Source organism: Pseudoalteromonas sp. G4 (assembly GCF_028875915.1).
In the GTDB taxonomy this organism is placed as follows: Bacteria; Pseudomonadota; Gammaproteobacteria; order Enterobacterales; family Alteromonadaceae; genus Pseudoalteromonas.
In genome coordinates this window covers 1-26,620 of record NZ_JAPEHW010000043.1, presented here as the reverse complement: position 1 = coordinate 26,620, position 26,620 = coordinate 1, and the positions used below count along the sequence as shown (strand labels likewise).

The 26,620-nt window shown below is 40.1% G+C and carries 17 protein-coding genes and 1 pseudogene; 9 read left to right on the top strand and 9 right to left on the bottom strand.

Annotation, left to right across the window (positions count from 1 at the left end):
- Positions 1-146 precede the first annotated feature (146 nt).
- Complete coding sequence (locus ON073_RS12975) at positions 147-947, bottom strand: M48 family metallopeptidase (RefSeq protein WP_274762305.1); 801 nt, start codon at positions 945-947, stop codon at positions 147-149.
- Positions 948-1,149: 202 nt separating this feature from the next.
- Between ON073_RS12975 and ON073_RS12970 the strand changes: the two genes are divergently transcribed.
- A complete protein-coding gene (locus tag ON073_RS12970) occupies positions 1,150-2,328 on the top strand; it encodes a multidrug effflux MFS transporter (RefSeq protein WP_274762304.1) in 1,179 nt (392 codons plus the stop codon).
- 74 nt (positions 2,329-2,402) lie between these two features.
- Here the strand turns inward: ON073_RS12970 and grpE are convergent, their stop codons facing one another.
- The gene (gene grpE / locus ON073_RS12965) at positions 2,403-2,984 is read right to left on the bottom strand and encodes a nucleotide exchange factor GrpE (RefSeq protein ID WP_274762303.1); all 582 of its coding nucleotides are present in this window, start codon (positions 2,982-2,984) and stop codon (positions 2,403-2,405) included.
- Between the two features lie 56 nt (positions 2,985-3,040).
- Complete coding sequence (locus ON073_RS12960; RefSeq protein WP_274762302.1) at positions 3,041-3,985, bottom strand: HrcA family transcriptional regulator; 945 nt, start codon at positions 3,983-3,985, stop codon at positions 3,041-3,043.
- A gap of 71 nt (positions 3,986-4,056) precedes the next feature.
- Between ON073_RS12960 and nadK the strand changes: the two are divergent.
- The 3 genes and pseudogenes from nadK to recN all read left to right on the top strand — a co-directional run bounded on the left by nadK (position 4,057) and on the right by recN (position 7,287).
- A pseudogene (nadK, locus tag ON073_RS12955) lies at positions 4,057-4,909 on the top strand (NAD(+) kinase).
- Between the two features lie 33 nt (positions 4,910-4,942).
- Positions 4,943-5,461 (top strand): hypothetical protein, encoded by a 519-nt coding sequence (locus ON073_RS12950; protein WP_274762301.1) that lies wholly within the window; start codon positions 4,943-4,945, stop codon positions 5,459-5,461.
- A 158-nt stretch (positions 5,462-5,619) separates the two neighbouring features.
- Positions 5,620-7,287 (top strand): DNA repair protein RecN, encoded by a 1,668-nt coding sequence (gene recN / locus ON073_RS12945; protein ID WP_274762300.1) that lies wholly within the window; start codon positions 5,620-5,622, stop codon positions 7,285-7,287.
- Positions 7,288-7,364: 77 nt separating this feature from the next.
- Here the strand turns inward: recN and ON073_RS12940 are convergent, their stop codons facing one another.
- The 4 genes from ON073_RS12940 to ON073_RS12925 all read right to left on the bottom strand — a co-directional run bounded on the left by ON073_RS12940 (position 7,365) and on the right by ON073_RS12925 (position 15,040).
- On the bottom strand, positions 7,365-8,780 hold the full coding sequence (locus ON073_RS12940) for an FAD-dependent oxidoreductase (RefSeq protein WP_274762299.1): 1,416 nt from the start codon (positions 8,778-8,780) through the stop codon (positions 7,365-7,367).
- A 10-nt stretch (positions 8,781-8,790) separates the two neighbouring features.
- Entirely contained in the window at positions 8,791-13,248 is a 4,458-nt protein-coding gene (gltB, locus tag ON073_RS12935; protein WP_274762298.1) for a glutamate synthase large subunit, read from the bottom strand.
- 476 nt (positions 13,249-13,724) lie between these two features.
- Entirely contained in the window at positions 13,725-14,474 is a 750-nt protein-coding gene (locus ON073_RS12930) for a substrate-binding periplasmic protein (RefSeq protein WP_274762297.1), read from the bottom strand.
- Between the two features lie 233 nt (positions 14,475-14,707).
- Complete coding sequence (locus tag ON073_RS12925; protein ID WP_274762296.1) at positions 14,708-15,040, bottom strand: Grx4 family monothiol glutaredoxin; 333 nt, start codon at positions 15,038-15,040, stop codon at positions 14,708-14,710.
- Between the two features lie 234 nt (positions 15,041-15,274).
- Here ON073_RS12925 and ON073_RS12920 point away from each other — a divergent pair, with 234 nt between their 5' ends.
- From ON073_RS12920 to ON073_RS12905, 4 genes are all read left to right on the top strand, one after another.
- The gene (locus ON073_RS12920; RefSeq protein WP_010560387.1) at positions 15,275-15,856 is read left to right on the top strand and encodes a Fe-Mn family superoxide dismutase; all 582 of its coding nucleotides are present in this window, start codon (positions 15,275-15,277) and stop codon (positions 15,854-15,856) included.
- A 224-nt stretch (positions 15,857-16,080) separates the two neighbouring features.
- A complete protein-coding gene (locus ON073_RS12915) occupies positions 16,081-18,003 on the top strand; it encodes a PrkA family serine protein kinase (protein ID WP_274762294.1) in 1,923 nt (640 codons plus the stop codon).
- A 38-nt stretch (positions 18,004-18,041) separates the two neighbouring features.
- On the top strand, positions 18,042-19,322 hold the full coding sequence (locus ON073_RS12910; protein ID WP_274762293.1) for a YeaH/YhbH family protein: 1,281 nt from the start codon (positions 18,042-18,044) through the stop codon (positions 19,320-19,322).
- A gap of 15 nt (positions 19,323-19,337) precedes the next feature.
- On the top strand, positions 19,338-20,846 hold the full coding sequence (locus tag ON073_RS12905; RefSeq protein WP_274762292.1) for a SpoVR family protein: 1,509 nt from the start codon (positions 19,338-19,340) through the stop codon (positions 20,844-20,846).
- Between the two features lie 52 nt (positions 20,847-20,898).
- Here ON073_RS12905 and ON073_RS12900 read toward each other — a convergent pair whose 3' ends face one another.
- Positions 20,899-24,045 (bottom strand): HD domain-containing phosphohydrolase, encoded by a 3,147-nt coding sequence (locus ON073_RS12900; RefSeq protein WP_274762291.1) that lies wholly within the window; start codon positions 24,043-24,045, stop codon positions 20,899-20,901.
- Between the two features lie 83 nt (positions 24,046-24,128).
- Positions 24,129-25,862, bottom strand: a complete 1,734-nt coding sequence (locus tag ON073_RS12895) for a DEAD/DEAH box helicase (protein WP_274762290.1) — start codon at positions 25,860-25,862, stop codon at positions 24,129-24,131.
- Between the two features lie 197 nt (positions 25,863-26,059).
- Here ON073_RS12895 and ON073_RS12890 point away from each other — a divergent pair.
- Positions 26,060-26,620 (top strand): 50S ribosomal protein L25/general stress protein Ctc (locus ON073_RS12890; protein ID WP_274762289.1); only part of this gene is annotated, 561 nt, incomplete at its 3' end.

Here is a 26,620-nt window from a genome sequence, read left to right as displayed (position 1 = left end):
GGATGTTTAAGTTTCAACGGACTACAGTAAATTATAATTATTCTTGTTTATAAATGTAGACCAAGATGTCGCTTTTTTAAACTTTTTGTTGCAACTTCTAATTGAGTAACTGTCAACTTACTCAATTAGAAGTGAATTTTTCAAGACTATTCGCAATGAGGCTGTTTGTTTTGCGACTTAGCTTGATTGTGCAATGCCATCGCATCTGGCATCCAGCTGCGTAAGTCACTAATACGTGTGTCTGAAGATGGGTGCGTTGATAAAAACTCTGGTGGCGCGCCTGTATTATTAGCTGCCATATTGCGCCAAAGCTCAACTGACTCTTTAGGATTAAAACCCGCTTTAGCCATAAGCTCCAAACCAATTTTATCGGCTTCACTTTCATGCATACGGCTAAATGGCATCATGCCTAGGTATTCGGTGCCAAGGCCCAAAGCCATCATAGTTTCATTGTGTAGGCGGTTACCCTGAGAGCGACTGTAAGCATCTGCAACTTGAAGACTTGCTTGCTTAATACCAGCTGCAGTCATGCGCTCATTAGAGTGCTCTGCAATTACATGACCTACTTCATGACCTAATACAGTTGCAAGTTGATCTTGCCCTTTTGCCACTTTTAAAAGGCCAGTATGCACACCAATTTTACCACCTGGTAATGCAAACGCATTTGCAGATGGTTCTTCAAACACCACAACTTCCCATTGCTGTTTGGCATATTTTGCTGGCAGAACTGAAATTACATTATCAGCAACACACTGTACATAACGATTCACCTTAGTGTCGCTATTAATCGGTTGTTGCTTTTTCATTTGCGCAAAACTTTGCTTGCCAAGTTGATTCATTTCAGCTTCAGAGTACATTGCAATTTGAGTTCGCCCTGTTGGACTGGATTTGCACCCAACTAGCGTTGCTGCTAATGAAATTGAAATCACTAAATGAGATAGTTTCATACCCTTTTCCCTAGTGTAATTTTGCGCTGTTAAATTGGTACTTAAGCATTTACACACTGCAACAAGAACCATTGCTAGGTAATAAATTAAAATGCCTTAATACACTGTTACATTTTGACTGTTGCTATTCACAGCTCATGGTTTCAAAGACTTTATTTTACACGTAAAATGAACAAGCACTATACCCTGACTAAGAATTTCCGTGACTGATAAAATCCTTTCAAAATCAATCCTTCCTCTTTTATCTGCACTGGTGGCAACGACCCCACTTGCAATTGACCTCTACTTGCCTGCATTTGTGGCAATCTCCGTCTATTTCGATACAAATATGGCAAATGTACAACTTTCATTAAGCAGTTACTTGGCCGGTTATGCCATTGGTATGATGTTATTTGGGCCACTGATAGATCAAAAAGGAAGACGACTTTTTGCCCTGTTTGGCTTACTCGGTTTTGCCATGTGTTCATTTTTACTTACGGTAACAAAATCAATTGATACTTTTATTGCACTTAGATTTGCGCAAGCATTTTTTGGTTCTGCAGTAACCGTTGTGGTGCCCGGCATCATTCGTCACATGTACCAAGAAAACACAGCAAAAGGCATGTCATATGTCTCAATGATTATGATGCTAGCGCCATTGCTTGCACCTAGTATAGGCAGTGTATTAATGATCACTTGGCATTGGCATGCGATTTTTTACGCTTTAACACTCTATGCTTTAGTGTTATTCACACTTGCTTATTTCTTTTTGCAAGAAGTACCCATTCACCCGAGTAAATTGAGAGGGGCAGCTTTATTTTTGTCAAATTATCGAATCGTATTAACAAATCACAAGGCTCGTTTTGATATTGTGATTTCAATGCTCGCCTCGTTTGCTTTTTTTTGCTTTTTAACCAAAGTTTCAGCGATTTATATGGCGCACTTTAAAGTCAGTGAAACCGAATTTGGTGTACTTTTCGCCTTTAATGTTTTAGCTCTGATGTTGGGTAATTTTATTAATACTCGCTTGGTACCGCGATTTGGCTCTCGCAAGATGTTAAATCTCGGGCTGATGGTGAGCTTTGTTTCTGTAACATGCTTAATTTTTGTCAGTACTTTTACAGAAAATGTGTATTTAGTAGCGGCGTTTATTGCGCCGTTGATGATGAGTTTAGGCATCATGGCGACCAATGCTGATGCCTTAATTTTAATTAATTTTAAAAAGAAGTCTGGTACAGCAACTGCGGTAATTGGTACCTTGCGTTTTGGCAGTGGCGCACTTGCTGGGCCTATTTTAGCGTTTATTCCATTACCGTCAAGCACAGGCTTTGCTGTTGCCATGGCGATTGCTGTAAGCGGTATTTTAATTTGCCAATTAAAGCAACTTAAATATGGTCATTAAAAATAGTAAATAACAATTCAGGCATAAAAAAAGCTGTAACCAAGTTACAGCTTTTTTTTTAAATTTAGGGCTGATTATTCAGCTGCTTTCGATACCATTACCATGGCTGGACGAAGTAAACGACCATTAAGTAGGTAACCTTTTTGCATTACTGCAATCACAGTGTTTGGCGCTACATCAGCAGATGGTTGAATTGACATTGCCTGGTGGAATTCAGGGTTAAATGCTTCACCTTGTGGTGATACAACTTCAACGCCAAACTTAGCAACAGCGTCTACAAAGCTTTTAGCTGTCATTTCAACGCCTTCGATAACAGACTTAACTGCATCATTCTCTTTGTCAGCAAACTCAATCGCACGCTCTAAGTTGTCAAGCACTGGTAATAGTTCATTTGCAAACTTTTCTAGAGCAAATTTATGTGCTTTTTCAACATCTTGCGCTGCACGGCGACGCATGTTTTCTACTTCTGCCGCAGCGCGAATAACACTGTCTTTTTGCTCTTCGATTGTTTGTTTAGCCGCTTCAAGCTCCGCGTTTAATACTGCGATTTCAGCTTCTGCGCTTAACTCTTCACCACCTTGAAGCTCTTCAGCTACTTGCTCAAGGTTTTCCTGTGCTTCTACTTCTTGCTCTGGCTGATTATTTTGCTCAGACATTGATACTCTCCGAATCTTTACAACTGATGCTAATTATGGGGATGGAAAAATGCCTTTCAAGAGTTAATTGCGCAATTAATCGATATTTCATTAATAATTGCTTCAATTTTCGCCGACTTTGGACAAAGCACACACAAACGACCTTGATATATTTCTTGTGAAAAGTAAGGAATACTCAGTAATAAATAATCGTCAAGCTCAGCGATGGGTAACTTATCTTGATACATCACAGAGATTCCCATTTTCAAAGCGAGCTTTTGTTCAACATAATCTAAAAAAGGCGCGCCTACTTGATTAAGTTGCTCTGTCGATAAATCGCCATATAAATAGTGACTGCCAATCACAATGCTGTTTTCAACTTGTAATTGTTCTGCCAAGGCTTTAATCCACATGCCAAGGGAGCCATGACAAAACATCGGCGCACTTTGACGCATTGCAGCCATGCGACGCAACCCTTCTGCAAGATTGTGCCCTGAAAAAACGGTATTTAACCATGCATTAAACTGATTACGTAAAGCATCATTAGCTTCACGCGGTTTTGTTATTTGAATATTCTGACTATTACCATCTCTATCAAAGAGTAAAATAAGCCAATTTTCCACACTGAAATCAAGCACTTCAGCTCGGTAAATATGCTGCTGCATAGCTTCAGGCAGACTCACTAAAACACAAACTTGATAAAGCTGGCTTAAGCGATGCGAAAATTCAGTAAGTTGTTGTGCCGATGGTTGCCAATAATGGGCAATTTCAGAAAGCTGAAAAAACTCATCAAACCAATAACTAAAACCAAGTTCAGTTGGAACACGCCCTGAGGAGGTATGTGGAGCGTATAACAGCCCACTTTTTTCCATGCGCGCCATGGCATTGCGCACGGTTGCACTACAGATGTTAATTTGTTTCTGCTTAACAATATGGCTCGAAGCAACAGGTGTACCTTCACCATTACAATACAAGTCCATTACGGCAGAAAAAATAAGTTGATCACGGGCGCTTAATTTCATGTTTATTATTTATGGCCTGATGATAAAAAATCAAGATATACTGTAGGCACGACTTTATCAGTGACGATTTTATGGCACAAGTATTTAATAACATTGGATTGATTGGTAAACCTAATCATAAAGGTGCTGCAATTACCTTAGCTAAATTGCACACATTTTTAACCGCACTTGGCTATCAAGTGTATGTTGAGAATCGTGTGGCTGAGCCTTTAGTGGGTGAGGAATTTAGTTCATCACTTGTTGAGATTGGCCGCAACTGTGATTTAGCGATTGTGGTTGGTGGTGACGGTAATATGCTAGGTGCTGCACGGGTACTTGCTCGCTTTGATATTGCCGTAATTGGCGTAAACCGGGGTAATCTAGGATTTTTAACTGATCTCGACCCTGATAATTTTGAGCGCGAACTAGAGCAAGTATTGGCGGGCAAATTTAGTGAAGAAAGACCGCCATGAAAAACTAAAAAGCTCTAATACCGCGGTTAACGAAGCAGTGCTTCACGCTAATAAAGTTGCTCACATGATTGAGTTTGAAGCATTTATTGACCGTGAATTTGTGTTTTCGCAAAAGTCAGATGGCCTTATTGTATCCACACCAACTGGCTCTACTGCTTACAGCCTTTCAGGTGGCGGGCCCATTTTGAATCCAAAACTCAATGCTATTTCATTAGTACCTATGTTTCCGCATACTCTAACTAGCCGCCCGCTGGTAGTCGATGCAAATAGTGAAGTGAAATTGGTGCTTAGCCCAGCCAACGATGTTGACCTTCAAGTCAGCTGTGATAGCCATGTGGTACTCGCTGTTTTAGCAGGTGATGAAATTGTCATCAAACGTAGTGAACAACACTTACGTTTAGTGCATCCAAGCAAATATTCGTATTACAATGTTTTGCGCCAGAAGTTAAACTGGGGCAGCAGATTATATTAACTTAAACTTCAACGTTAGAAAGGAAAATAAAAAATGGGGTTTGTTGTATTCTTAGCCACCGTTTTATTAATCGTCTTATTAACTACTTTTTTAGTGATAGACAAAAATCGTAAAAAAGCCATTGCGCTTGAAAAACAACAACAAAATGAGCGAATTGAAATCGTTAGCTCGCGCTATCAACAAGTAATACAAAACTACAGCAAAGCGCGTATTATTAAGCCTAAAGATTCTAGTAGCTTGATGAAAATAAGTAGTAATTTTTTTGTGATGCAAAGTAAGAACGAAGAAAATATTAGCAATTACGAAAAAATAATTGGCCAATTAACCGATCTTCTTGAAGTGGAATTAAGTAAATTTGAGCTTGCTGAAGATAAATTACAGCTTAGCAAACAAATTTATGCCTTTACTGGGCAATTACCGTCTGCTGGTCATCAGTTTAATGCTGATTTTTATTTACATCAATTGCCGTCTTTAAGCCAGCAAGTAATCACCAGTCAGTATCAAACCATAAGTGAAGAGCCAGAAGAGTCGCAGCTTGAAACTGAAGTTTAGTATTGTAAATGAATCTGAAGTGCTAACATTTTAGCACTTCTCCCCTACCTATAAATTTAATCCACGCAAACCCAACTTAAATAATCGTAATTTTTAACTTGCCTATTTTTTAATTACTGTATAAATTACCAGTTAATGTACTGTATGGATAATCAGTTATGTTAACGTCATTACAAGTAACAAATTTTGCAATTGTTGAACACCTTGATATCGAGTGGCAATCAGGCATGACCACTATTACGGGTGAAACTGGTGCGGGTAAATCTATTGCCATTGATGCCCTTTCTCTATGTTTGGGCGAGCGTGCAGAAGCCTCGATGGTTAGAGAAGGCGCAGATAAAGCGCAAGTATCGGCAGTATTTGATATTCAACACTTACCTGCGGCAAAACATTTTATAAATGAGCACGAACTTGGCGATAACACCGAATGCGTAATTCGTCGTGTCGTTGCAGCCAATGGCCGCAGCAAAGCATTTATAAATGGGGTTATGGTTCCTGCCGGTCAATTAAAAACGCTTGGCAATTTATTGATTTCAATTCACGGTCAACATGCGCATCAACAGCTAAATAAAGCAAACTATCAACTTACAGTAGTCGATAGCTTTGCGGGTCACACTGAGCTTTTAAACGAAGTTAAAACAGCGTACAACCAATTACAATCGCTTGAGCGAGAGCAAAAACAGTTAGCTCAAACGCTACAACAAGCTGCAGCTGAAAAACAACTGCTTGAGTACCAGGTTGCTGAATTAGATGAGTTTGCATTAGCCACTGGCGAGTATGAAGAAATTGAACAACAACATACCCTATTAAGCAATGCAAATTCGTTGTTAGAAGGCACACAAAAAGAACTACAAATTATCTATCAACAAGATAACTACAACGCTTACTCAATGGTGCAATCAAGCGCAAACCAAATAGCAGAACTTGCAAACCTTGATAAGAAACTTGCGCCTATTGCAGACTTACTTTTTGAAGCAGGCATAACGCTTGAAGAAGCTGCCCGTGAATTAAGCCATTATCAAGACAGTGTTGAAATGGATCCAAGCCAACTATCTGAGCTTGATGAGCGTATATCACGTGCGCTTGATTTAGCTAGAAAACATGATATTACTCCGGAAGAGTTGCCAAACTTGCATGCCGAGTTACAACAAAGCCTTGCAAATATAGAGCAAAACGACGAGCGATTTAATGAGTTAGAAGCTGAAATAGTCAAAGCAAAAGAGCATTATTACGCATGCGCTGGCGTGCTTTCTGAAAGTCGCTCAGCGGCGGCAAAGGCGCTATCAGAGCAAGTCACCAAATCGCTTGTCAGTTTGTCGATGGAAAATGCAAAATTTGCGATTTGCATCGAACAGCAAGCCTCGGTTACCAGCAGTAAAGGGTCTGATACGGTTGATTTTCAGGTTGCTGCCAATACAGGTCAACGCTTACAACCACTGCATAAAGTGGCGTCTGGCGGTGAGCTTTCTCGAATTAGCCTTGCTATTGAAGTGATTATTGCTGATAAGATGACCACACCAACGCTTATTTTTGATGAAGTAGACGTAGGTATTTCAGGACCTACCGCTTCAGCTGTAGGTAAACTGCTTCGTCAGTTAGGAAAGAGTACGCAAGTAATCTGTGTAACTCACTTACCACAAGTGGCATCAAGTGGTCATAACCAATTTTTTGTCAGTAAAACTGACGATGGTAAACAAACTAATACGCGCATGGCAGTACTTGATAACACAGGCCGTATTGATGAAATTGCACGTTTGCTAGGTGGTACAAATATCAGTGATATTACACGCACTAATGCCTCTGAATTGTTATCGCAATATCACTAAGCGATTACAATTTTCAAATAACAAAAAGGTGGGCTATGCCCACCTTTTTAATTGCTTAGAAAACTTATCTAGCATGATTACACTTCTAGATAATCCATAATACCTTCTGCAGCATTTCGCCCTTCATAAATAGCGGTAACCACTAAGTCAGAGCCCCTAACTGCATCACCACCAGCAAATATTTTTGGGTTAGATGTTTGGTGAGTAAATGCACCTTGTTCTGGCGCAACAATGCGTCCCCACTTGTCTAGTTCAACATCGAACTCGCTGAGCCAAGGCATTGCATGAGGTTGGAAACCAAACGCCATAATCACAGCATCGGCAGGCAAAATGTGCTCTGAGCCAGCAACCTCTTCAGCACGTTGACGACCATTTTGATCCGCCTCACCAAGTTGCGTTTTAACCATTTTAACACCAGTAACTTTACCGCTGTCATTTAGCACTACGCCCTTAGGTTGCACATTAAACATAAACTCAACGCCTTCTTCTTTGGCATTTTTTACTTCACGTACAGAACCAGGCATATTTGCTTCATCACGACGGTAAGCACACACTACGCTGCTAGCGCCTTGTCGAATTGAAGTTCGCACACAGTCCATCGCTGTATCACCACCACCTAGTACCACAACACGCTTGCCTTGCATATTAATATACGCATCGGAATTATTATCGTAACCCATTTGGAAATTGGTATTGGCAATTAAGAACGGTAATGCATCATACACACCGTCAGCATCTTCATTTTCAAGACCCGCACGCATGTTTTGATAGGTACCAACGGCTAAAAAGACTGCATCGTATTCATCAATGATTGTCTGAAGTGCAATGTCTTTTCCAACTTCCGTGTTAAGTACAAACTCAACGCCCATGCCTGTAAATATCTCGCGGCGATTTTCCATCACTGACTTTTCGAGTTTGAACGATGGAATACCAAAAGTCAGTAAGCCACCAATTTCTGGATGACGATCAAATACCACAGGTTTTACGCCATTACGCGCTAGAATGTCAGCACACCCTAAACCAGCCGGACCCGCGCCAATAATAGCAACTTTCTTGTCGCTCCAAACGACATGCGACATATCAGGCTTCCAGCCCATTGCGAAAGCGGTATCAGAAATATACTTTTCGATATTACCAATGGTCACAGCACCAAACTCATCATTCAGCGTACATGCACCTTCACAAAGCCTATCTTGTGGGCAAACACGACCACACACTTCAGGAAGACTGTTAGTACGGTGAGATAGCTCCGCAGCTTCAATTACTTTGCCCGCTTTAATTAACTTCAACCATTGTGGAATGTAGTTATGCACGGGGCACTTCCATTCACAATATGGATTTCCGCAATCTAAACAGCGATCCGCTTGCGAATCTACTTGCTTTGCCGAGAATGGCTCATAAATTTCAACGAACTGCTTTTTACGTGACGAAATAGGCTTTTTACGCGGATCGACACGTTGCACATCGATAAATTGATATACGTTTTGCGACATACTACTTCTCCTATTGCGCCTGTATTCTAAGTTCAGCACTTGAACGTGCTCTGTGACCAAGTAATCCTTGAACATCGCTTGATTTAGGCTTAACTAATCTAAACTTGCTAATGAAATGCTCAAAGTCAGCGAGAATTTCTTCAGCACGATTCGACTGCGTTGCTTCCAAATGTTCGCCAATTAAACCGCGTAAATGCTCATGATGAATATTTAAGTCATCAAGTTCTACTAGCTCTACTAGCTCTGTATTGATGCGTTTATCAAAGTCACCCTTTTCGTCAAGCACATAAGCGAAGCCACCTGTCATACCGGCACCAAAGTTAATGCCTGTATCACCTAGCACACACACAATACCGCCTGTCATATATTCACAGCCATTATCACCAAGGCCTTCAACTACTGCGATTGCACCTGAGTTACGTACCGCAAAGCGTTCACCAGCGCGACCAGCAGCAAATAAGCGTCCACCCGTAGCACCATATAAACAAGTATTACCAGCAATGGTTGCTAAATGAGATTTAAACGATGAACCAATTGGTGGGCGCAGTGAAATTTTACCGCCTGCCATGCCTTTACCAACATAGTCATTTGCATCGCCAGTTACATGCAGTTCTAAACCACCAGCATTCCAAACACCAAGCGATTGCCCTGCTGTGCCTTGCAGCTCAATGATAATTGGATCAGCAGCTAGGCCCTGATTACCATGTTGATCCGCAATATAACCAGATAACAACGCGCCTACTGAACGGTCGGTATTACGAATTGCAGCGCGAAGCTTGATAGATGTTTTGCTGTCAATTGCCTCTTTCGCTTGTGCTAGTAACTGCTCGTTTAACTTACCTTCATAATGCGAAGTATTAGCAGCGCTACAATAGAGCGTTTCACCACTTTTATTATTTGGAGTCGCAATTACAGGCGAAAGATCGAGCTTACTTTGTTTTGCAGTTGTACCTTCAAGCACTTCTAGTAAATCGGTGCGACCAATTAAGTCCACGAGTTTACGAACACCCAAACTTGCCATGATTTCACGGGCTTCCTGTGCAATAAACTTAAAGTAGTTCATCGCCATTTCTGGTAAGCCATGATAATGCTTGGCACGCAGTGTTTCGTCTTGCGTTGCAACACCGGTTGCACAGTTATTTAAATGACAGATTCGTAAGTATTTACAACCCAACGCAACCATTGGGCCTGTACCAAAGCCAAAGCTTTCTGCACCTAGAATTGCCGCTTTAATAATGTCTAAACCGGTTTTTAAACCGCCATCTGTTTGCAGACGAATACGGTGTCTTAAACCATTTTCCACCAGCGCTTGTTGCGTTTCAGCAAGGCCTAACTCCCAAGGACAGCCCGCATATTTTACAGACGTTAATGGTGATGCACCTGTACCGCCGTCGTAGCCTGCAATTGTAATTAGGTCTGCGTACGCTTTGGCAACACCTGTGGCAATTGTGCCAACACCTGGCTCAGATACCAGTTTTACAGAAATCATTGCATCTGGATTAACTTGTTTTAAGTCGAATATTAGTTGCGCCAAATCTTCAATAGAATAAATATCGTGATGTGGCGGTGGCGAAATTAAGGTGACGCCAGGTACCGAATAACGCAGCTTAGCAATGTATGGCGTTACTTTTTCACCTGGTAACTGACCACCCTCACCTGGTTTTGCGCCTTGCGCTACTTTAATTTGAATGACGTCTGCATTTTTAAGGTAATGTGGCGTTACCCCAAAGCGGCCTGAAGCAACTTGCTTGATACGTGAGTTCTTTTCAGTACCGTAACGTGCTACATCTTCACCACCTTCACCCGAGTTAGAACAGCCACCTAAGCGGTTCATGGCGATGGCTAATGCTTCGTGAGCTTCTGGTGATAACGCACCAATACTCATAGCAGCAGAGTCAAAACGTTTGTATAACTCTGTCGCATCTTCAACTTCGCTTACATCAATTGCGGTTTGGTCGGTTTTCAGTTTCAACAAATCACGGATGTTGGTCACAGGACGATTATTTACCAAATCTGCGTATTTTTCGTAGTCTTGGTAATTGCCCGAACGTACCGCTACTTGCAATGTTTGAATAACATCTGGGTTATACGCGTGGTATTCACCGTTATGCACGTATTTTAATAATCCACCATGCTCCAGTGGTTTACGCTTAATCCACGCTTTACGCGATAGGTTTAGTAAATCTTGATGGAAGTCGCTAAAATCAGCACCTTGAATCCGTGATACCACTCCCGAGAAACAAAGCTCAATGACTTCATCGCTAAGTCCTACAGCTTCAAACAACATTGAGCAGCGATAACTTGCAACTGTGCTAATGCCCATCTTCGACATGATTTTGTATAAGCCTTTGTTTATCGCATTGCGATAAGCCAAGGTTACATCACGGTATGATTTATCTAAGCTACCGTTATCAACCATTTGTGTCAGTGTTTCATACGCTAAATACGGATAAATAGCCGTTGCACCAAAACCTAACAACACCGCAAATTGGTGTGGGTCACGACAGCTCGCAGTTTCAATAATGATATTCGTATCGCAACGTAAGTTTTTACTTACTAAACGACGCTGTACTGCACCAACAGCCATTGCAGCTGGAATTGGTAATGTATCTGGTGTTAAACCTTTATCGCTTAACACAATTAACACGGTACCTTGACGAGCCAGTTCTTCTGCTTGATCGCACACGGTTTCAATAGCGGACAGTAACGACTCATCTTTATCGTAGTTAATAGACAATGATGCAAACGAATAATGCGCCTGATCAGCCGATAAAAGCTGAGTCATATCAGAGTAAGTTAGTACCGGTGAAGAAAACTGTAAACGTTTTGCGTGACCCGTTGTTTCATTAAACACATTTTGTTCACGGCCAATACAGGTAGCCAGTGACATTACATGATTTTCACGTAATGGGTCGATTGGCGGGTTAGTTACCTGCGCAAATTTTTGACGGAAATAGTCATACACTAAACGAGATTGCGATGAAAGCACAGCAAATGGCGTGTCATCCCCCATCGAGCCTGTCGCTTCTTGGCCCGAATTACCCATTGGACGGATAACTTGGTCTAGCTCTTCATTACTGTAAGCAAATTGTTTGTGGTAAACAGCGAGCAATTCATCATCAAATTCACGTTGGCCAATAAGAGTCTTGTCTTCAAGATCCTCAAGCGGCTTTAAACGTTTAACATTATCACTAAGCCATGCTTTATACGGGTGACGTGCTTTTAAATCTTCATCAATTTCTGATGACTGCCATACTTTGCCATGCAGCGTATCAATTACTAATAACTCACCAGGCCCTACGCGGCCTTTTTCTTTTACTTCATCAGCTGTGTAGTCCCAAATACCCACTTCTGAGGCTAAGGTAATGTGATTGTCTTTGGTGATTACATAACGGGCTGGGCGTAAACCATTACGGTCAAGGTTACAGGCAGCAAAGCGACCGTCTGACATTACAAGGCCAGCCGGACCATCCCAAGGCTCCATATGCATTGAGTTAAAATCATAAAATGCGCGGAGGTCTTCATCCATCGCGCGGTTTTTTTGCCATGCAGGTGGCACAAGCATTCGCATCGCACGGAAAATATCCATACCGCCAGCTAGAAACAACTCAAGCATGTTATCTAGGCTCGAACTATCAGAGCCAGACTCGTTAACAAACGGCGCTGCTGATTGTAAATCTGGTAATAATGGCGAAGAAAACTTGTAAGCTCGTGCTCTCGCCCATTGACGGTTACCTTCAATGGTATTGATTTCACCATTGTGTGCTAAATACCTAAACGGTTGCGCAAGCGGCCAACGCGGCTGCGTATTAGTAGAGAAGCGTTGGTGGAATACACAAATTGCAGACTCCATACGCATATCAGCTAAATCAAGGTAAAAGTTTGGTAAATCAGCAGGCATCATTAAGCCTTTATAAACCGTTACCAAGCCTGACAAGCTTGCAATATAGAAATGCTCATCATTGATTTGCTTTTCAATGCGGCGTCTTGCAATATACAAGCGGCGCTCTAAATCTTTCGGGCGCCAACCTTCCGGCGCTGAAATAAAAATCTGTTGGAAACTAGGTAACTGCTCAAGTGCAATTGGTCCTAAACTCGCAGGATTAACTGGCACATCACGCCAACCAACTAGGGTGAGTGTTTCTTTTTCTAATTCATCACTAATAATCTGTTTATTTTGCTGTGCAATAACAGGGTCTGGGCTTAAGAAAAGCATACCCACGGCATAGTTTTTACCTAAGTGCCAATCATTTTCAGCAGCCACCGCTCTGAAAAAGCTGTCTGGCTTTTGGAATAGTAAGCCACAACCATCACCTGTTTTGCCATCAGCTGCAATACCACCTCGGTGCTGCATTCGATCTAACCCGGTAATCGCCGTGCGAACTAATTTGTGACTCGGTTGACCTTCAATATGCGCGATAAGGCCAAAACCGCAATTATCTTTTTCTAATTTCGAGTCATATAACATGTTGGACTCCTCCCTTGCTACAGCTTAAGTGAACAATACAGTTGTGATTGACGGAAGTGTTGGCTTAACCCTATCGAACAAATATTTCAGTTCGAGAAGTCGCAACATTTTTGTTAACGCGAAACAAAGGTTGCATAAGTGGTTTTGCCGTGTGTTCACCTGCGCGATTCTCAAAATTAACCAAGATAAGGTATATAGTCAATACAATTATGAATACATATTCACCTTATTGAATATTTTTCATTTATACATAAATTCAACAAAAGTACCGCTTAAGCGCCCATAAAAAGGGTTTTTAAATTATTTAGATCACCTTGACACCGGTATCATATTAATACCATGTAAATAGAAATAAGTCGCAAATGTAGTTTACGTAAACGTAAACTATGCACATATCTGAATAATTATTCATGGTAATACCAATTAACCGAATTTTGCTTTTTTAAGTTGAATAAACTTGCAGATTACAAATTGATTTACTTGGCAGATGAGCAGTTTCCTGCATTTTGTTGAATAGAGGCAAGTGTGCCTGAGTCAATAAACTCGGCGAGTTTTGAGTTTATTTCAGTTTGTAATGTTTGCCACTGACTAGACTTTTTACTAATAGCAAAATAAAAGTCATTTTCTTGAAAAGGTGGGTTAACCAGCTTAATAGTGTTTTTGTACTCACTTTTACTATGCCCAAGCAGGTAATTAGCTACATTAGGATCAGCCACAATATAATCAACACGCCCTGCTAACAGCATTTTTAAGTTTTGTGCATCATCACGTGCTTCGATTGCTTTAAAAAACCCCAAATCAAGATGCTTATCAAATTCTGGGGTGTTTTGATAACCTCTCACAACTCCTATTTTCGCGCCTTGAATGGTTTTAAAAGTACCATCATAGGGAGTACTAAAATCAGCACGTGTAATAAGGCCAACTAAGCCACCAGCATAGGGAGCTGAGAGCGCCAGATTGTTAATACGGAAACTATTTGCAATCACATCACTTGGCGCTGTCACTTCAATAAAGTATTCAGGAAACAAAATCTCCGCTTGCCCTAACTCAGCCATTCGCACAGAACGCGCCCATGGAAAAAATTCAACGCTTATACTGTAGCCGAGCTCATGAAAAAGCGCTGCGGTGAATTGGAAAACCCAACCTTTACCGCACATATTTCTGTCTATATAAGGAGGCCAATCAAGTGTTACTAGACGCAATTGCGTTTGTGATGAAGAACCCACTTCAAATCGATTAGTTGAAACTTGTTTAATTTCCAGCGTTTTAACTTGTTTTTGATGCTGATATGAAAAGAATTCGCTATTAGCGAAACTTTGTTTGCTTAGGATAAGGAGAAGAATTAAAAAGAATAAAAGTCAATACGGCTTGGGTACATCATGTTAAGCTTAAAGCATCAATTCAATGCTTTAAGCTTAGCAAAAATTGAACAGAATCAATCAGTAGTTAAATACTATTTTTATTCTGCTTCTTTATTTTTTGCTGCAACTTCAGCAATTAACGGCTGTAACTCACCGCGCTGGAACATTTCAACAATAATGTCACAACCACCAATTAGTTCACCTTCTACCCATAACTGCGGGAATGTAGGCCAATTTGCATAAGCTGGTAGCTCAGCACGGATATCAGGGTTTTGAAGAATATCAACATACGCAAACTGCTCGCCACATGCCATAAGCGCTTGTGAAGCTTGTGATGAAAAACCGCAGCTCGGTAATTTTGGAGAGCCTTTCATATACAGTAGAATCGAATTTTCTGCGATTTGTTGTTTGATCTTATCTAAAGTTTCCATTTACTACCTCGACACCCTAGTCACATAAGGTGAATTTTCTTTAAGTTAATACTATGCTATTTGCCTAAATTTGTGGTTTAACAGTGACTAAATGACTATAAAATAACCGCAAATTTTTATCTAGCATTGCTGTTTATAAAAACTTGAGTAAAATACTCAGGTATAGTTTAACACTTATAACGGACATCTTCATGTAAAAAGTTGTCCGCACTTTAACGCCAACGGAGAAATAAAATGGCTTTTGAACTACCGTCACTACCTTATGCAATCGATGCGCTTGAGCCGCATATCTCAAAAGAAACTCTAGAATTCCACCACGGCAAGCACCACAACACTTACGTTGTAAAGCTAAATGGTTTAGTTGAAGGCACTGACTTCGAAGGTAAAACACTTGAAGAAGTAGTATGTAGCTCAGAAGGCGGCGTATTTAACAACGCAGCTCAAATCTGGAACCACACTTTCTACTGGAACAGCCTATCTCCAAACGGTGGTGGTGAGCCAACTGGTAAAGTTGCTGAGCTTATCAACGCAAAATGGGGTTCATTCGCTGAATTCCAAGCTGCTTTCAACGACAAAGCTGTTAACAACTTCGGTTCAAGCTGGACGTGGTTAGTACAACTTGCTGACGGCAGCCTAGACATCGTTAACACTTCAAATGCTGCTACACCACTTACAGAAGCAGGTGTAACACCAATTATCACTGTTGACCTTTGGGAACACGCTTACTACATCGATTACCGTAACGTTCGTCCTGAATACCTAAACGGTTTCTGGGCACTAGTTAACTGGGAATTTGCAAACGCAAACCTAGCTTAATTTAATGCCAATGTTAGTAAAGCGTCTTTGCTTTACTAACATTTCTTGCCTGCCGTTCGAAAAAACCACCTACTATTGCATATTATTCAACGCTCTGAAAAATATTAAAGATTTTTCTTTAAATATCTTTTATTTATCTCGCACATTCAAAAATCCCGTCTAACCTTATAAATAGTGGCTAGTTTTATTGCAGTTGCAAAATTTCCGGTATTTAGGAGGTCTCTATGACAATTTTTGATCATTTTCAATCTCGTTACGAAGCCGCAAAAGAAGAAGAATTTACTATTGCCGAGTTTCTTGAGATCTGTAAAGAGGACAAATCAGCTTATGCTAGCTCCGCTGAGCGGCTATTAATGGCGATTGGTCAACCTGAAATGGTGGATACATCACAAGATCCCACCCTGAGTCGTATCTTTTCTAATCGAGTGATCCCACGCTACCCTGCCTTTAAAGAATTTTATGGCATGGAAGAAAGTATTGAGCAGATTGTGTCTTATTTAAAGCATGCCGCACAAGGGCTTGAAGAGTGCAAACAAGTACTTTATTTACTTGGTCCAGTTGGCGGTGGTAAATCGTCACTGGCTGAAAAGTTAAAGTACTTAATGCAAAAAGTGCCTATTTATTCATTAAAAGGCTCGCCTGTAAATGATCACCCTCTTTGCCTGTTTGACCCTGTTGAAGATGGTGAAATCCTAGAAAAAGAATATGGCATTAGCAACCGTTATATCAAAACTATCATGTCACCATGGGCAACCAAACGTCTTCATGAATTCAATGGTGACATCTCTCAATTTAAAGTTGTGAAACGCTACCCGTCAATTCTTGATCAAGTGGCCATTGCAAAAACAGAACCTGGTGATGAGAACAATCAAGATATCAGCGCACTGGTTGGTAAAGTGGATATTCGAAAACTCGAACACTTTGCACAGAATGATGCTGATGCCTATGCCTACTCTGGTGCCCTTTGTCATGCAAACCAAGGTTTAATGGAGTTTGTTGAAATGTTTAAAGCACCTATTAAAGTGCTTCACCCATTATTAACAGCAACTCAAGAAGGCAACTATAACGGTACTGAGGGTCTTTCTGCCCTGCCCTTTAACGGCATGATTTTAGCTCACTCTAATGAGTCAGAATGGCAAACATTTAAAGGTAACAAAAACAATGAAGCATTTTTAGACCGTGTTTACATTGTAAAAGTACCTTATTGTTTGCGTGTTTCCGAAGAAATTAAGATTTACGATAAGCTTCTACAACATTCAGAGCTCAACAATGTGCCATGTGCGCCTGGTACGCTCGAAACACTTGCGCAATTCTCCGTTCTTTCACGCATTAAAGAGCCTGAAAACTCAAGCATTTATTCAAAAATGCGCGTGTATGACGGCGAAAGCCTAAAAGACACTGATCCCAAAGCAAAGTCTTATCAAGAATACAAAGATTATGCCGGTGTTGATGAAGGAATGAATGGGCTATCAACACGTTTCGCATTTAAGATTTTGTCTCGTGTATTTAACTTCGACCACACCGAAGTTGCTGCAAACCCTGTGCATTTATTCTATGTGCTTGAACAACAAATTGAACGTGAGCAGTTCCAACAAGAAACGCAAGAACGCTACCTTGAGTTCTTAAAAGGATTTTTAATTCCTAAATATGTTGAATTTATTGGTAAGGAAATTCAAACCGCTTATCTGGAGTCTTATTCAGAATACGGACAAAATATCTTTGACCGCTACGTCACCTATGCTGACTTCTGGATCCAAGATCAAGAATTCCGCGACCCTGATACTGGCCAATTATTTGATAGAGCAGCACTGAATGCTGAGCTTGAGAAAATTGAAAAACCAGCAGGCATTTCAAATCCAAAAGATTTCCGTAATGAGATTGTTAACTTTGTGCTTAGAGCACGTGCCAATAACAATGGCAAAAACCCAATTTGGACTAGTTATGAAAAACTAAGAACGGTCATCGAAAAGAAAATGTTTTCAAATACAGAAGACTTGCTTCCAGTTATTTCATTTAATGCGAAAACCAGTGCTGAAGATCAGCAAAAACATGAGGATTTTGTTAATCGTATGGTCGAAAAAGGCTACACAGCGAAACAAGTTCGCTTGCTCAGTGAATGGTATTTACGCGTTCGTAAGTCGCAGTAATTGAGTAGTAATAGTAACTAAGACTTACGGAGGCGTGTATGGCACATTTTATTGACCGACGCTTAAATGGAAAAAACAAAAACACGGTTAACCGCCAACGTTTTATTCGACGTTACAAACGCCAGATAAAAGAGGCGGTGTCCGATGCTATTGCCAAACGCAGCGTCACAGACGTTGAGAACGGCGAAAGCATTTCAATTCCTAGCCGTGATATGGAAGAACCGATTTTCCACCAAGGAAAAGGTGGAAAACGGGAAATGGTGCACCCTGGTAATGATCAATTTAGTCAAGGGGACAAAATAAAACGTCCTCTTGGTGGCCAAGGTCAAGGGGCTGGCGAAGGCGATGCCAGTGATTCAGGTGAAGGCCAAGATGATTTTGTATTTTCAATTTCAAAAGATGAATACTTAGATTTACTTTTTGAAGATTTAGCACTGCCCAACCTTAAGAAGAATCAGCTAAATAAGCTTGTTCAGATGAAAACACACCGAGCTGGCTACAGTAATGATGGTGTACCTTCCAACATTGATATTGTTCGTTCATTGCAAGGCTCTGTGGCAAGACGAATTGCCATGACTGCAGGTAAAAAACGTCAGTTAGCTGAATTAGAAGAAACACTAGCGAAGTTACAAAAAAACAAGAAAGAGAATCAAAGCGAAATTGCTCTACTTGAAAAAGAAATTGAACAATTAAAAAATAAAATAGCCACAGTGCCTTTTATTGATACTTTTGATTTACGCTTTCGTAACTATGAAAAACGCCCAGAGCCAAGTTCAAAAGCAGTGATGTTTTGTTTGATGGATGTGTCTGGCTCTATGGATCAAGCAACCAAAGAAACCGCAAAGCGCTTTTATATTTTGCTTTATCTATTTCTTACCAGAACATACAAAGATATTGAAGTTGTTTATATAAGGCATCATACCCAAGCGAAAGAAGTCGATGAACACGAATTCTTCTATTCGCAAGAAACAGGCGGCACGATTGTCTCTAGCGCATTGAAATTAATGGATGAAATCATTAAAGAGCGCTACGACTCTGAACAATGGAACATTTATGCGGCTCAAGCATCAGATGGTGACAATTGGGCTGATGATTCACCGCAATGCAGTGACTGGCTCACCAATAAAATTCTGCCTGTTACTCGTTATTATGCGTATATCGAAATTACCACACGCGCGCACCAAAGCCTGTGGCGCGAATACCAAATACTTGCAGATACTCACGAAAACTTTGCCATTCAACATATTAAATCTGTGGAAGATATTTACCCAATATTCAGAGAGCTATTTAAAAAAGATGCAACCGCAGATGTAGCTTAATTAAAAGGACTAGTTATGAGTAGAAACATACTAAGCGATGGTCCTGATTGGACATTCGATTTACTCGGGGAGTACCAAACCGAGATTGCTAGAGTTGCAAAAATTTATCGCCTTGATACTTACCCAAATCAAATTGAGGTGATCACCGCTGAGCAAATGATGGATGCTTACTCAAGTGTGGGTATGCCAATTGGTTACAGTCACTGGTCATTTGGCAAAAAATTCATTCAAACAGAACAAAACTACAAACGCGGGGCCATGGGGCTCGCATATGAAATTGTGATCAATTCAGATCCCTGTATCGCGTATTTAATGGAAGAAAATACCATGCCGATGCAAGCGCTGGTTATGGCGCATGCATGCTATGGACATAACTCATTTTTCAAAGGTAATTACTTATTTAAAACCTGGACTGATGCGAGTTCAATTATCGACTACCTGTTATTTGCCAAAAAGTATATTGCCGAATGCGAGCAAAAATACGGTGTAGATGAAGTAGAAAACCTACTCGACTCATGTCATGCATTAATGAACTATGGTGTTGACCGCTATAAACGGCCGCAGCAAATATCCCTTTTTGAAGAACAAAAACGGCAAAAAGAGCGCGAAGATTATCTACAATCACAAGTGAATGAGCTGTGGAAGACGATTCCGTCACAGCATAATGAAGCTGAAACGCAAAAAGCGCGTTTCCCTAGTGAACCGCAAGAAAACATACTCTACTTTATTGAAAAACGCGCACCGCTATTGGAAATTTGGCAGCGAGAAATTATTCGTATTGTACGCAAAATTTCACAGTACTTTTACCCACAAAAACAAACCCAAGTGATGAATGAGGGTTGGGCTACATTTTGGCATTACACCTTGCTTAATCACTTATATGATGAGGGCAAATTAAGCGATGCCTTTATGCTAGAAGTGCTACAATCGCATACTAATGTGGTGTATCAGCCTCCTTATAATTCACCGTATTACTCTGGTATTAACCCCTATGCGCTTGGCTTTAACATGATGGTCGATATTCGCCGTATTTGTGAAAACCCAACTGAAGAAGATAAATATTGGTTCCCCGAGTTTGCTGGTAGCAATTGGCTCGATACACTGCATTTTGCAATGGAAAACTTTAAAGATGAAAGCTTTATTAGCCAATTTTTATCACCCAAACTAATGCGAGATTTTAAATTCTTTTCGATTTTAGATAATGAAAAAGAAACCCATTTGGAAGTTAGCGCAATTCATAATGAGTCTGGCTATCGGGCTATACGCCAAGCATTATCAGAGCAATATAACTTGAGTAATTTGGAACCAAACATTCAAGTATTTAATGTTGATATTCGAGGCGATCGTTCACTCACATTACGCTATACACCGCATAACGATATTCCGTTAGCAAACACAAAAGACCAAGTAATAAAACACCTTTATCGCCTGTGGGGTTTTGATGTGATATTGGAACAGGAAACCGAGAGTGGCGAAATAAAAGAGCTTGCACGCTGCCCGCTTGCAACCGCTGACAACGTTTAATATTAACCGGATGATAAAAAGGCTGAATATCAGCCTTTTTTATTTTTTTGCACTACAAATATTTATTGATATCCACTTCATCTATCTGTTCATGCGGCATGTATTTTTCTGCGTAGTTCTGGTAAATACCAGAGCGTAAAAATAATTTAAACACTTCAATATCAACGTGTTCATCCAAACACATTTTATGCAGAATATCGATTGCCACACTTAGTGGTTTGGCTTTTTTATAAGGCCTGTCTGACGCAGTTAACGCCTCAAATATATCAGCTAGTACTAAAATACGTTCAGGGATTGATAAATCTTCCGCTTTTAGTTTTCTTGGGTAACCCGTGCCCTTTAATGTTTCATGATGGGTTGATGCAAAACGCGGCACATTTGCAAGCTCTGCTGGGAATGGCAACGAATCCAGCATTTTAATCGTGCCAATAATGTGTTCATTAATAATAAAGCGGTCTTCACTGGTGAGTGTACCGCGACCCACTTTAAGGTTATAAAGCTCCCCTAAATTAGCTTTATGTTCAGGTACATCAACATTAATACCTAAGTGAGGAGCATATTCCACTGCATGCTCTCGTTTTACAATGTGTGATGCTTTATCTGCAAGTAGCTGTTCTTTAACTGGCAAAGGTTCATCATCATTAGTTAAAAACAATTCTTCTAATGGTGATAACCCGATTCTATCACTGAGATTACGCTGCCAAGTACGTTTTGCAATTGCTTCAAGGCGCTCAATTTTATCGGCTTCCATAAACTCACCACCTTGGTTAGTGGTCGCAACAAATTCGAATTCATCAGACAACTTAGTTTGCATTTCAACTAATTCGTCTCTTAATTCTGCTTCTCGCTCAGGCGACTTTATCAGTGCCTTGTAAAAATCAATTTCGGCATCGCGAAGTAGTACTTCAAAGCGCATACGTACTTCATGTATGCGATTGTAAATACACTCTAATTTACTGCCTTTATCAACAATATGCTCAGGTGTGATTATTTTGCCGCAATCATGAAGCCAAGCGGCCAGTTTGAATTCTCTTTTTTTATCGTCGCTATCGAGTTTAAAGTCTTTAAAATATTCATCTTCACTGTCACTTGCATAACTTCCTAGCATTAGGCCTAACTCAGGGACGCGATTACAGTGACCAGCTGTATAAGGCGATTTATCATCGATTGCTTGTGCTATCAGTTTCACAAATGAGTCCAATAATTCAGCTTGTTTTGCTTCATAATCTTGAATTGAGTTAGACATTTGCACTAACGACTTAAAAACTTCATCAATTTCTTTTATAAAGCTTTGTTCTACTTCAATTTTATGATATTGACGGTGTTTGATTTTGGTATTTTCCGCACTTAAACGTCGCATTGCGGTAACTATTGGACTTGCAACAAGCCATGTTAAAGGCATCAATAAAGTTAAAATAAGTGCTGTAACCAAAATTGATTTAGAAACATAGCTCAAACCTTCTGAATAAGCAGACTGTGTTGGGATTAATAATGCTAAAAAGTTGATGTCAGCTGTGCCAAGGGTTGTCGGTGCAATAAACAATAAATAATCAATATTGTTTATTTCAACTACTTGTAGTTTATTATGGTGAGTAGTATTTGATGCAAGTGTGATGAGCTCTTTGTAAGGCACAACTGATGAATCGCTAATTACCTCTGTGTTGTCATCAAAGTCAAGCCATTGCTTTGATAAATAGTCCAATTCATTTTTAGTTAAGCTCGCAATTGCAAAGTCAAGTAAGTCAATAAGTTGCTTATCTTTCGCAACCATTCTTAAGTTAGTGTCAAAACTGAGTAAGCTCGCATCAATATTATGATGAAATTGAATATCATCAATAAAAAACATTTTCGCGGTATATGCGAGAATAAGCTGACTATCGATTGCAGCATCCGCATCGCCACGTTTAACAGCGTTGAGTGCGTTTTGTAAATCAATGACTTCGACTATCTCGATATCTGGATATGCATGTGAGATTGCAGCATTTAATGACCAACCTTTTGGAATAGCCAAACGCTTATTGGTTAAATCAGTAAGTGAGTTGATAGCACTTGTTTGCGGGCGAGTTACAATAGTGAGCGGTAAATTTAATAGTGGCGCAGAATAAACTCCCCATTGTTTATTACTTAGTGTTTTGTGTACAGGTTGTAGTACATCAATCTTTCCATCTAGGTAAAGATCGATTAACTCAGGCCAGCTGTACCCATTGATAAAGCTAATAGGCAAATTGAGTTTCTTACTCAGAATATTCAAAAGCTCTGGTGTATATCCTTCCGGCCTTCCCGATATTGAAAAATCAATTGGTGCCCAACCTAACTCATTACTCACTGTTAATTTATCAATCTGTGCAATTAGCGCTTGCTGCTCTTTTGATAACGTAAGTGGCTGTACTTGAATCGCTTCTTTTTTATCTAAAATGGCATTACTTAACAACAACTCCCCTTTTTTATCAAAAATATACGCTTCAATATTTTTTGCATTTTGAGAGTGTTCAAAACTGCCATTTAACTGCTTAGCAATTGTTTGCAATGTTAAGTCGATTGCCACAACATGGCCCGTACCCTCAACTACTTTGGAGTACGTTTGTCCTGTTGCTTGTAAGTGCTGGAAAAGATAAGGATGTGACTTCACTACGTGTGATGTATTGGCATTGACAAACCAGTGGCGGCTACTGGCATCGTAATCGCTTTGTTCAACTTTTGAAAAACGTACTTTAAGTTTTTCATTAAGGTAATCTGTCTTTTTAAAACGATTTTGGCCATCACCATAAATATGAATGCGGACAAACCTATCTTCCATCGCCGCACTAAGTTGCTTCCTGATTTTTGTATTCGTCTCTAAATTGATTAACTCGTAAAAATCACCGTTGTCAAAGCCATAATAAATCGCATAAAAATCATTATGGTCAACCAGTAATTCCGCCAGTATATCGTCTGCTTTTTCAATAAGGGTATGGCCATCAATTAATGATGAATACTTAGCCAAAAGTGATGCTGTATTTTTTGCCGTATCATCCATCTTAGATACTGACAATTCGATTTGCCTAGATACTTGTTCAGCAAAATGTTGACTGTTACTGACTATGATTTGTTTTGAAAAGTAGTATTGAAGCCCTATTGCAACACATGCGGTGATAACAGCAATCAATAAACAGATTGAAGCCAGAGTTACTCTGAAGGTAATTCTTGTTGTTGAAAACATCGTCCCTGCTCGATTTCTTTTTGTTCAGCTTAGCCTTATTTTCACACAACTCCAAATACTTATTGTTTGTTTTATATAAATTTTTATTTTAATTCATGTGCTTTTCTAAATTGACCTTGATAATCAAAAATACGCTCAACAAGCTTGTATTTTCCTTTATCTCGTTTTGCCACTACAAAATCCGGCACTTTAAGTAATGCTTGCTCGCTAATAACTGAGTTAGGGCTAGCAAAATCAATGTTTGTTGTGACACCCAAACGTAAAAATAGGTGTTTAAAATAACGCGCAGCTTTATCTGAAGACAAGCTGAAAAATTCACTAACTTCAGCGCCATCTTCATCATGGTAAGTTACTTTTAAGCGTTGATTTAACGCCTCTAATTGCATACCACTTACTCGCAATACCAAGGCATTTTTTAAATTAAGTGCATCGCGTAACTTGTCATCAGGGTCAACAATAGGTTGCTGGCACTGATGACATTGCCTTGCAGCAATATCATTTTGTGCACCGCAGTGTTCACATTCTTTAAATCGAAAGCGAAAATCACACTGCTCACTAAACTCGCCGTCGTCTAAAATACCCTGACAGCGCCTGCCAAAATGCTCTATCACCTTGCCATCACTATCGGTTTTACCCCAAAAAGTGTTTGCAAAGCCACAACCTGGGCAAAGCACTTGCACGGGTTCACTATCACTATTGGGTTTAACACTGCCTACCTCAGGATGAAATAAATCAAAACCATTTGCCGCATAGTCAATCACTAAACATTCGGTTTTACCTTCTGCTAAGCGTAACCCCCGACCAACGATTTGTTGATACAAACTAACCGATTCTGTCGGCCTTAATATTGCAATAAAATCGACGTGCGGTGCATCAAAACCGGTTGTGAGTACCGATACATTAACCAAGTATTTAATTTGCTTTGCTTTAAACTTGCGAATAATCGCATCACGTTCAGCATTATGCGTATCACCAATCACCAGTGCCGTTTCATCGCTTGGCAAATAACTCATAATTTCTTGGGCATGCTGAATGGTTGATGCAAATATCATTACGCCATGACGGTCAACAGACAACGCTAATACTTGATCGATAATGGCTTTTGTTGCCCGTTGATTGTCATTTAAGAGCTGATTAATATCTTTTTCGCTGTAGCGGCCAAACGCATCTTTATTGAGTGAGTCAAAATCATAGTGGGTAATCGCAGCATTTATCAATTTTGGCGGTGTAAGGTAATTATGTTTAATCATGTACCTTAGTGGTAACTCATAAATACAGTGCTCAAAAGGTGCGTTTTCATCCCCTCTAACAAAACCATGATAGTGAAAGCGATAAATAAAGCCCAAACCTAACCGATAAGGAGTGGCTGTTAGACCTAATACTTTGAGCGCCGAATTATTACTTTTAATATGTGATATTAATTTTTGGTACTGGGTATTTTCATCACCCGAAACACGGTGGCATTCATCAATAATAACCAATGAGTATTCATCATTTAGCGCATCAAGATTATTTCCCAGTGATTGTACACTGGCAAACGTAACTTGATGAGCAAGTGACTTTTGTTTAAGTCCAGCGGAATAAATACTCGCTTTTAAACCAAAACTTTCGTACTTCTCGTGGTTTTGCTCCACTAACTCTTTTACATGGGTTATCACTAAAATTTTCTTTCGTGCAAGCCTTGCAAGCTCAGCAATTACTAAGCTTTTACCTGAACCCGTGGGCAATACAATGACTGCTGAGCTATTCGATTTACGAAAATGTACAAGGGTCTTTTCGACCGCTTCTTGTTGATAAGGTCTTAGTTGGTACGACACAATTAACTTACTTACATCTATCACTAATATGCGATTATGCCACTTTGCTTAGAAATCATGAAATTTAACACCCCTATTTAAAACCACATTAAAGGTTTCTTTTATCAAGTGGCAGTGTTACTATAGCGCGCCTTTTTTAGGTGAGAGCTTTGGTCGCGAAGCTTTCAACAAACTTTAAATTATTATTGGAGACATTTATGTCTAACGAATTATACACATTAGATGCAGAAGTACGTTCTGACTTAGGTACTGGTGCGAGCCGCCGCCTACGCCGTGCTAACAAAGTTCCTGCTGTTCTTTACGGTGCAGAAAAAGAAGCTGTATCTCTTACTCTAGCTCACAACAAAGTGATCAAAGCACAAGAAGATGAAGGTTTCTACAGCCACATCCTTACTTTAAACATTGGCGGTGAAAAAGTTGAAGCTATCCTAAAAGATATCCAACGTCACCCGTTCAAGCCTAAAGTAATGCACTTAGATTTCCAACGCGTTGACGCTAACCACAAGATCCACACTAAGGTTCCTGTACACTTCATCAACGAAGAAGCTGCAACTAAAGGCGGTAACACAGTTGCTCACCACGTAACTGAAATCGAAATCACATGTCTTCCAGCACAACTTCCTGAGTTCATCGAAGTTGACGTAGCTGCTATCGAAGTTGGTGCAACTGTACACCTATCTGATATCGCTCTTCCAGCTGGCGTTGTTTCAGTTGAGCTTGCTAAAGGTGCAGATCACGACCAAGCAGTTGTGACTTTA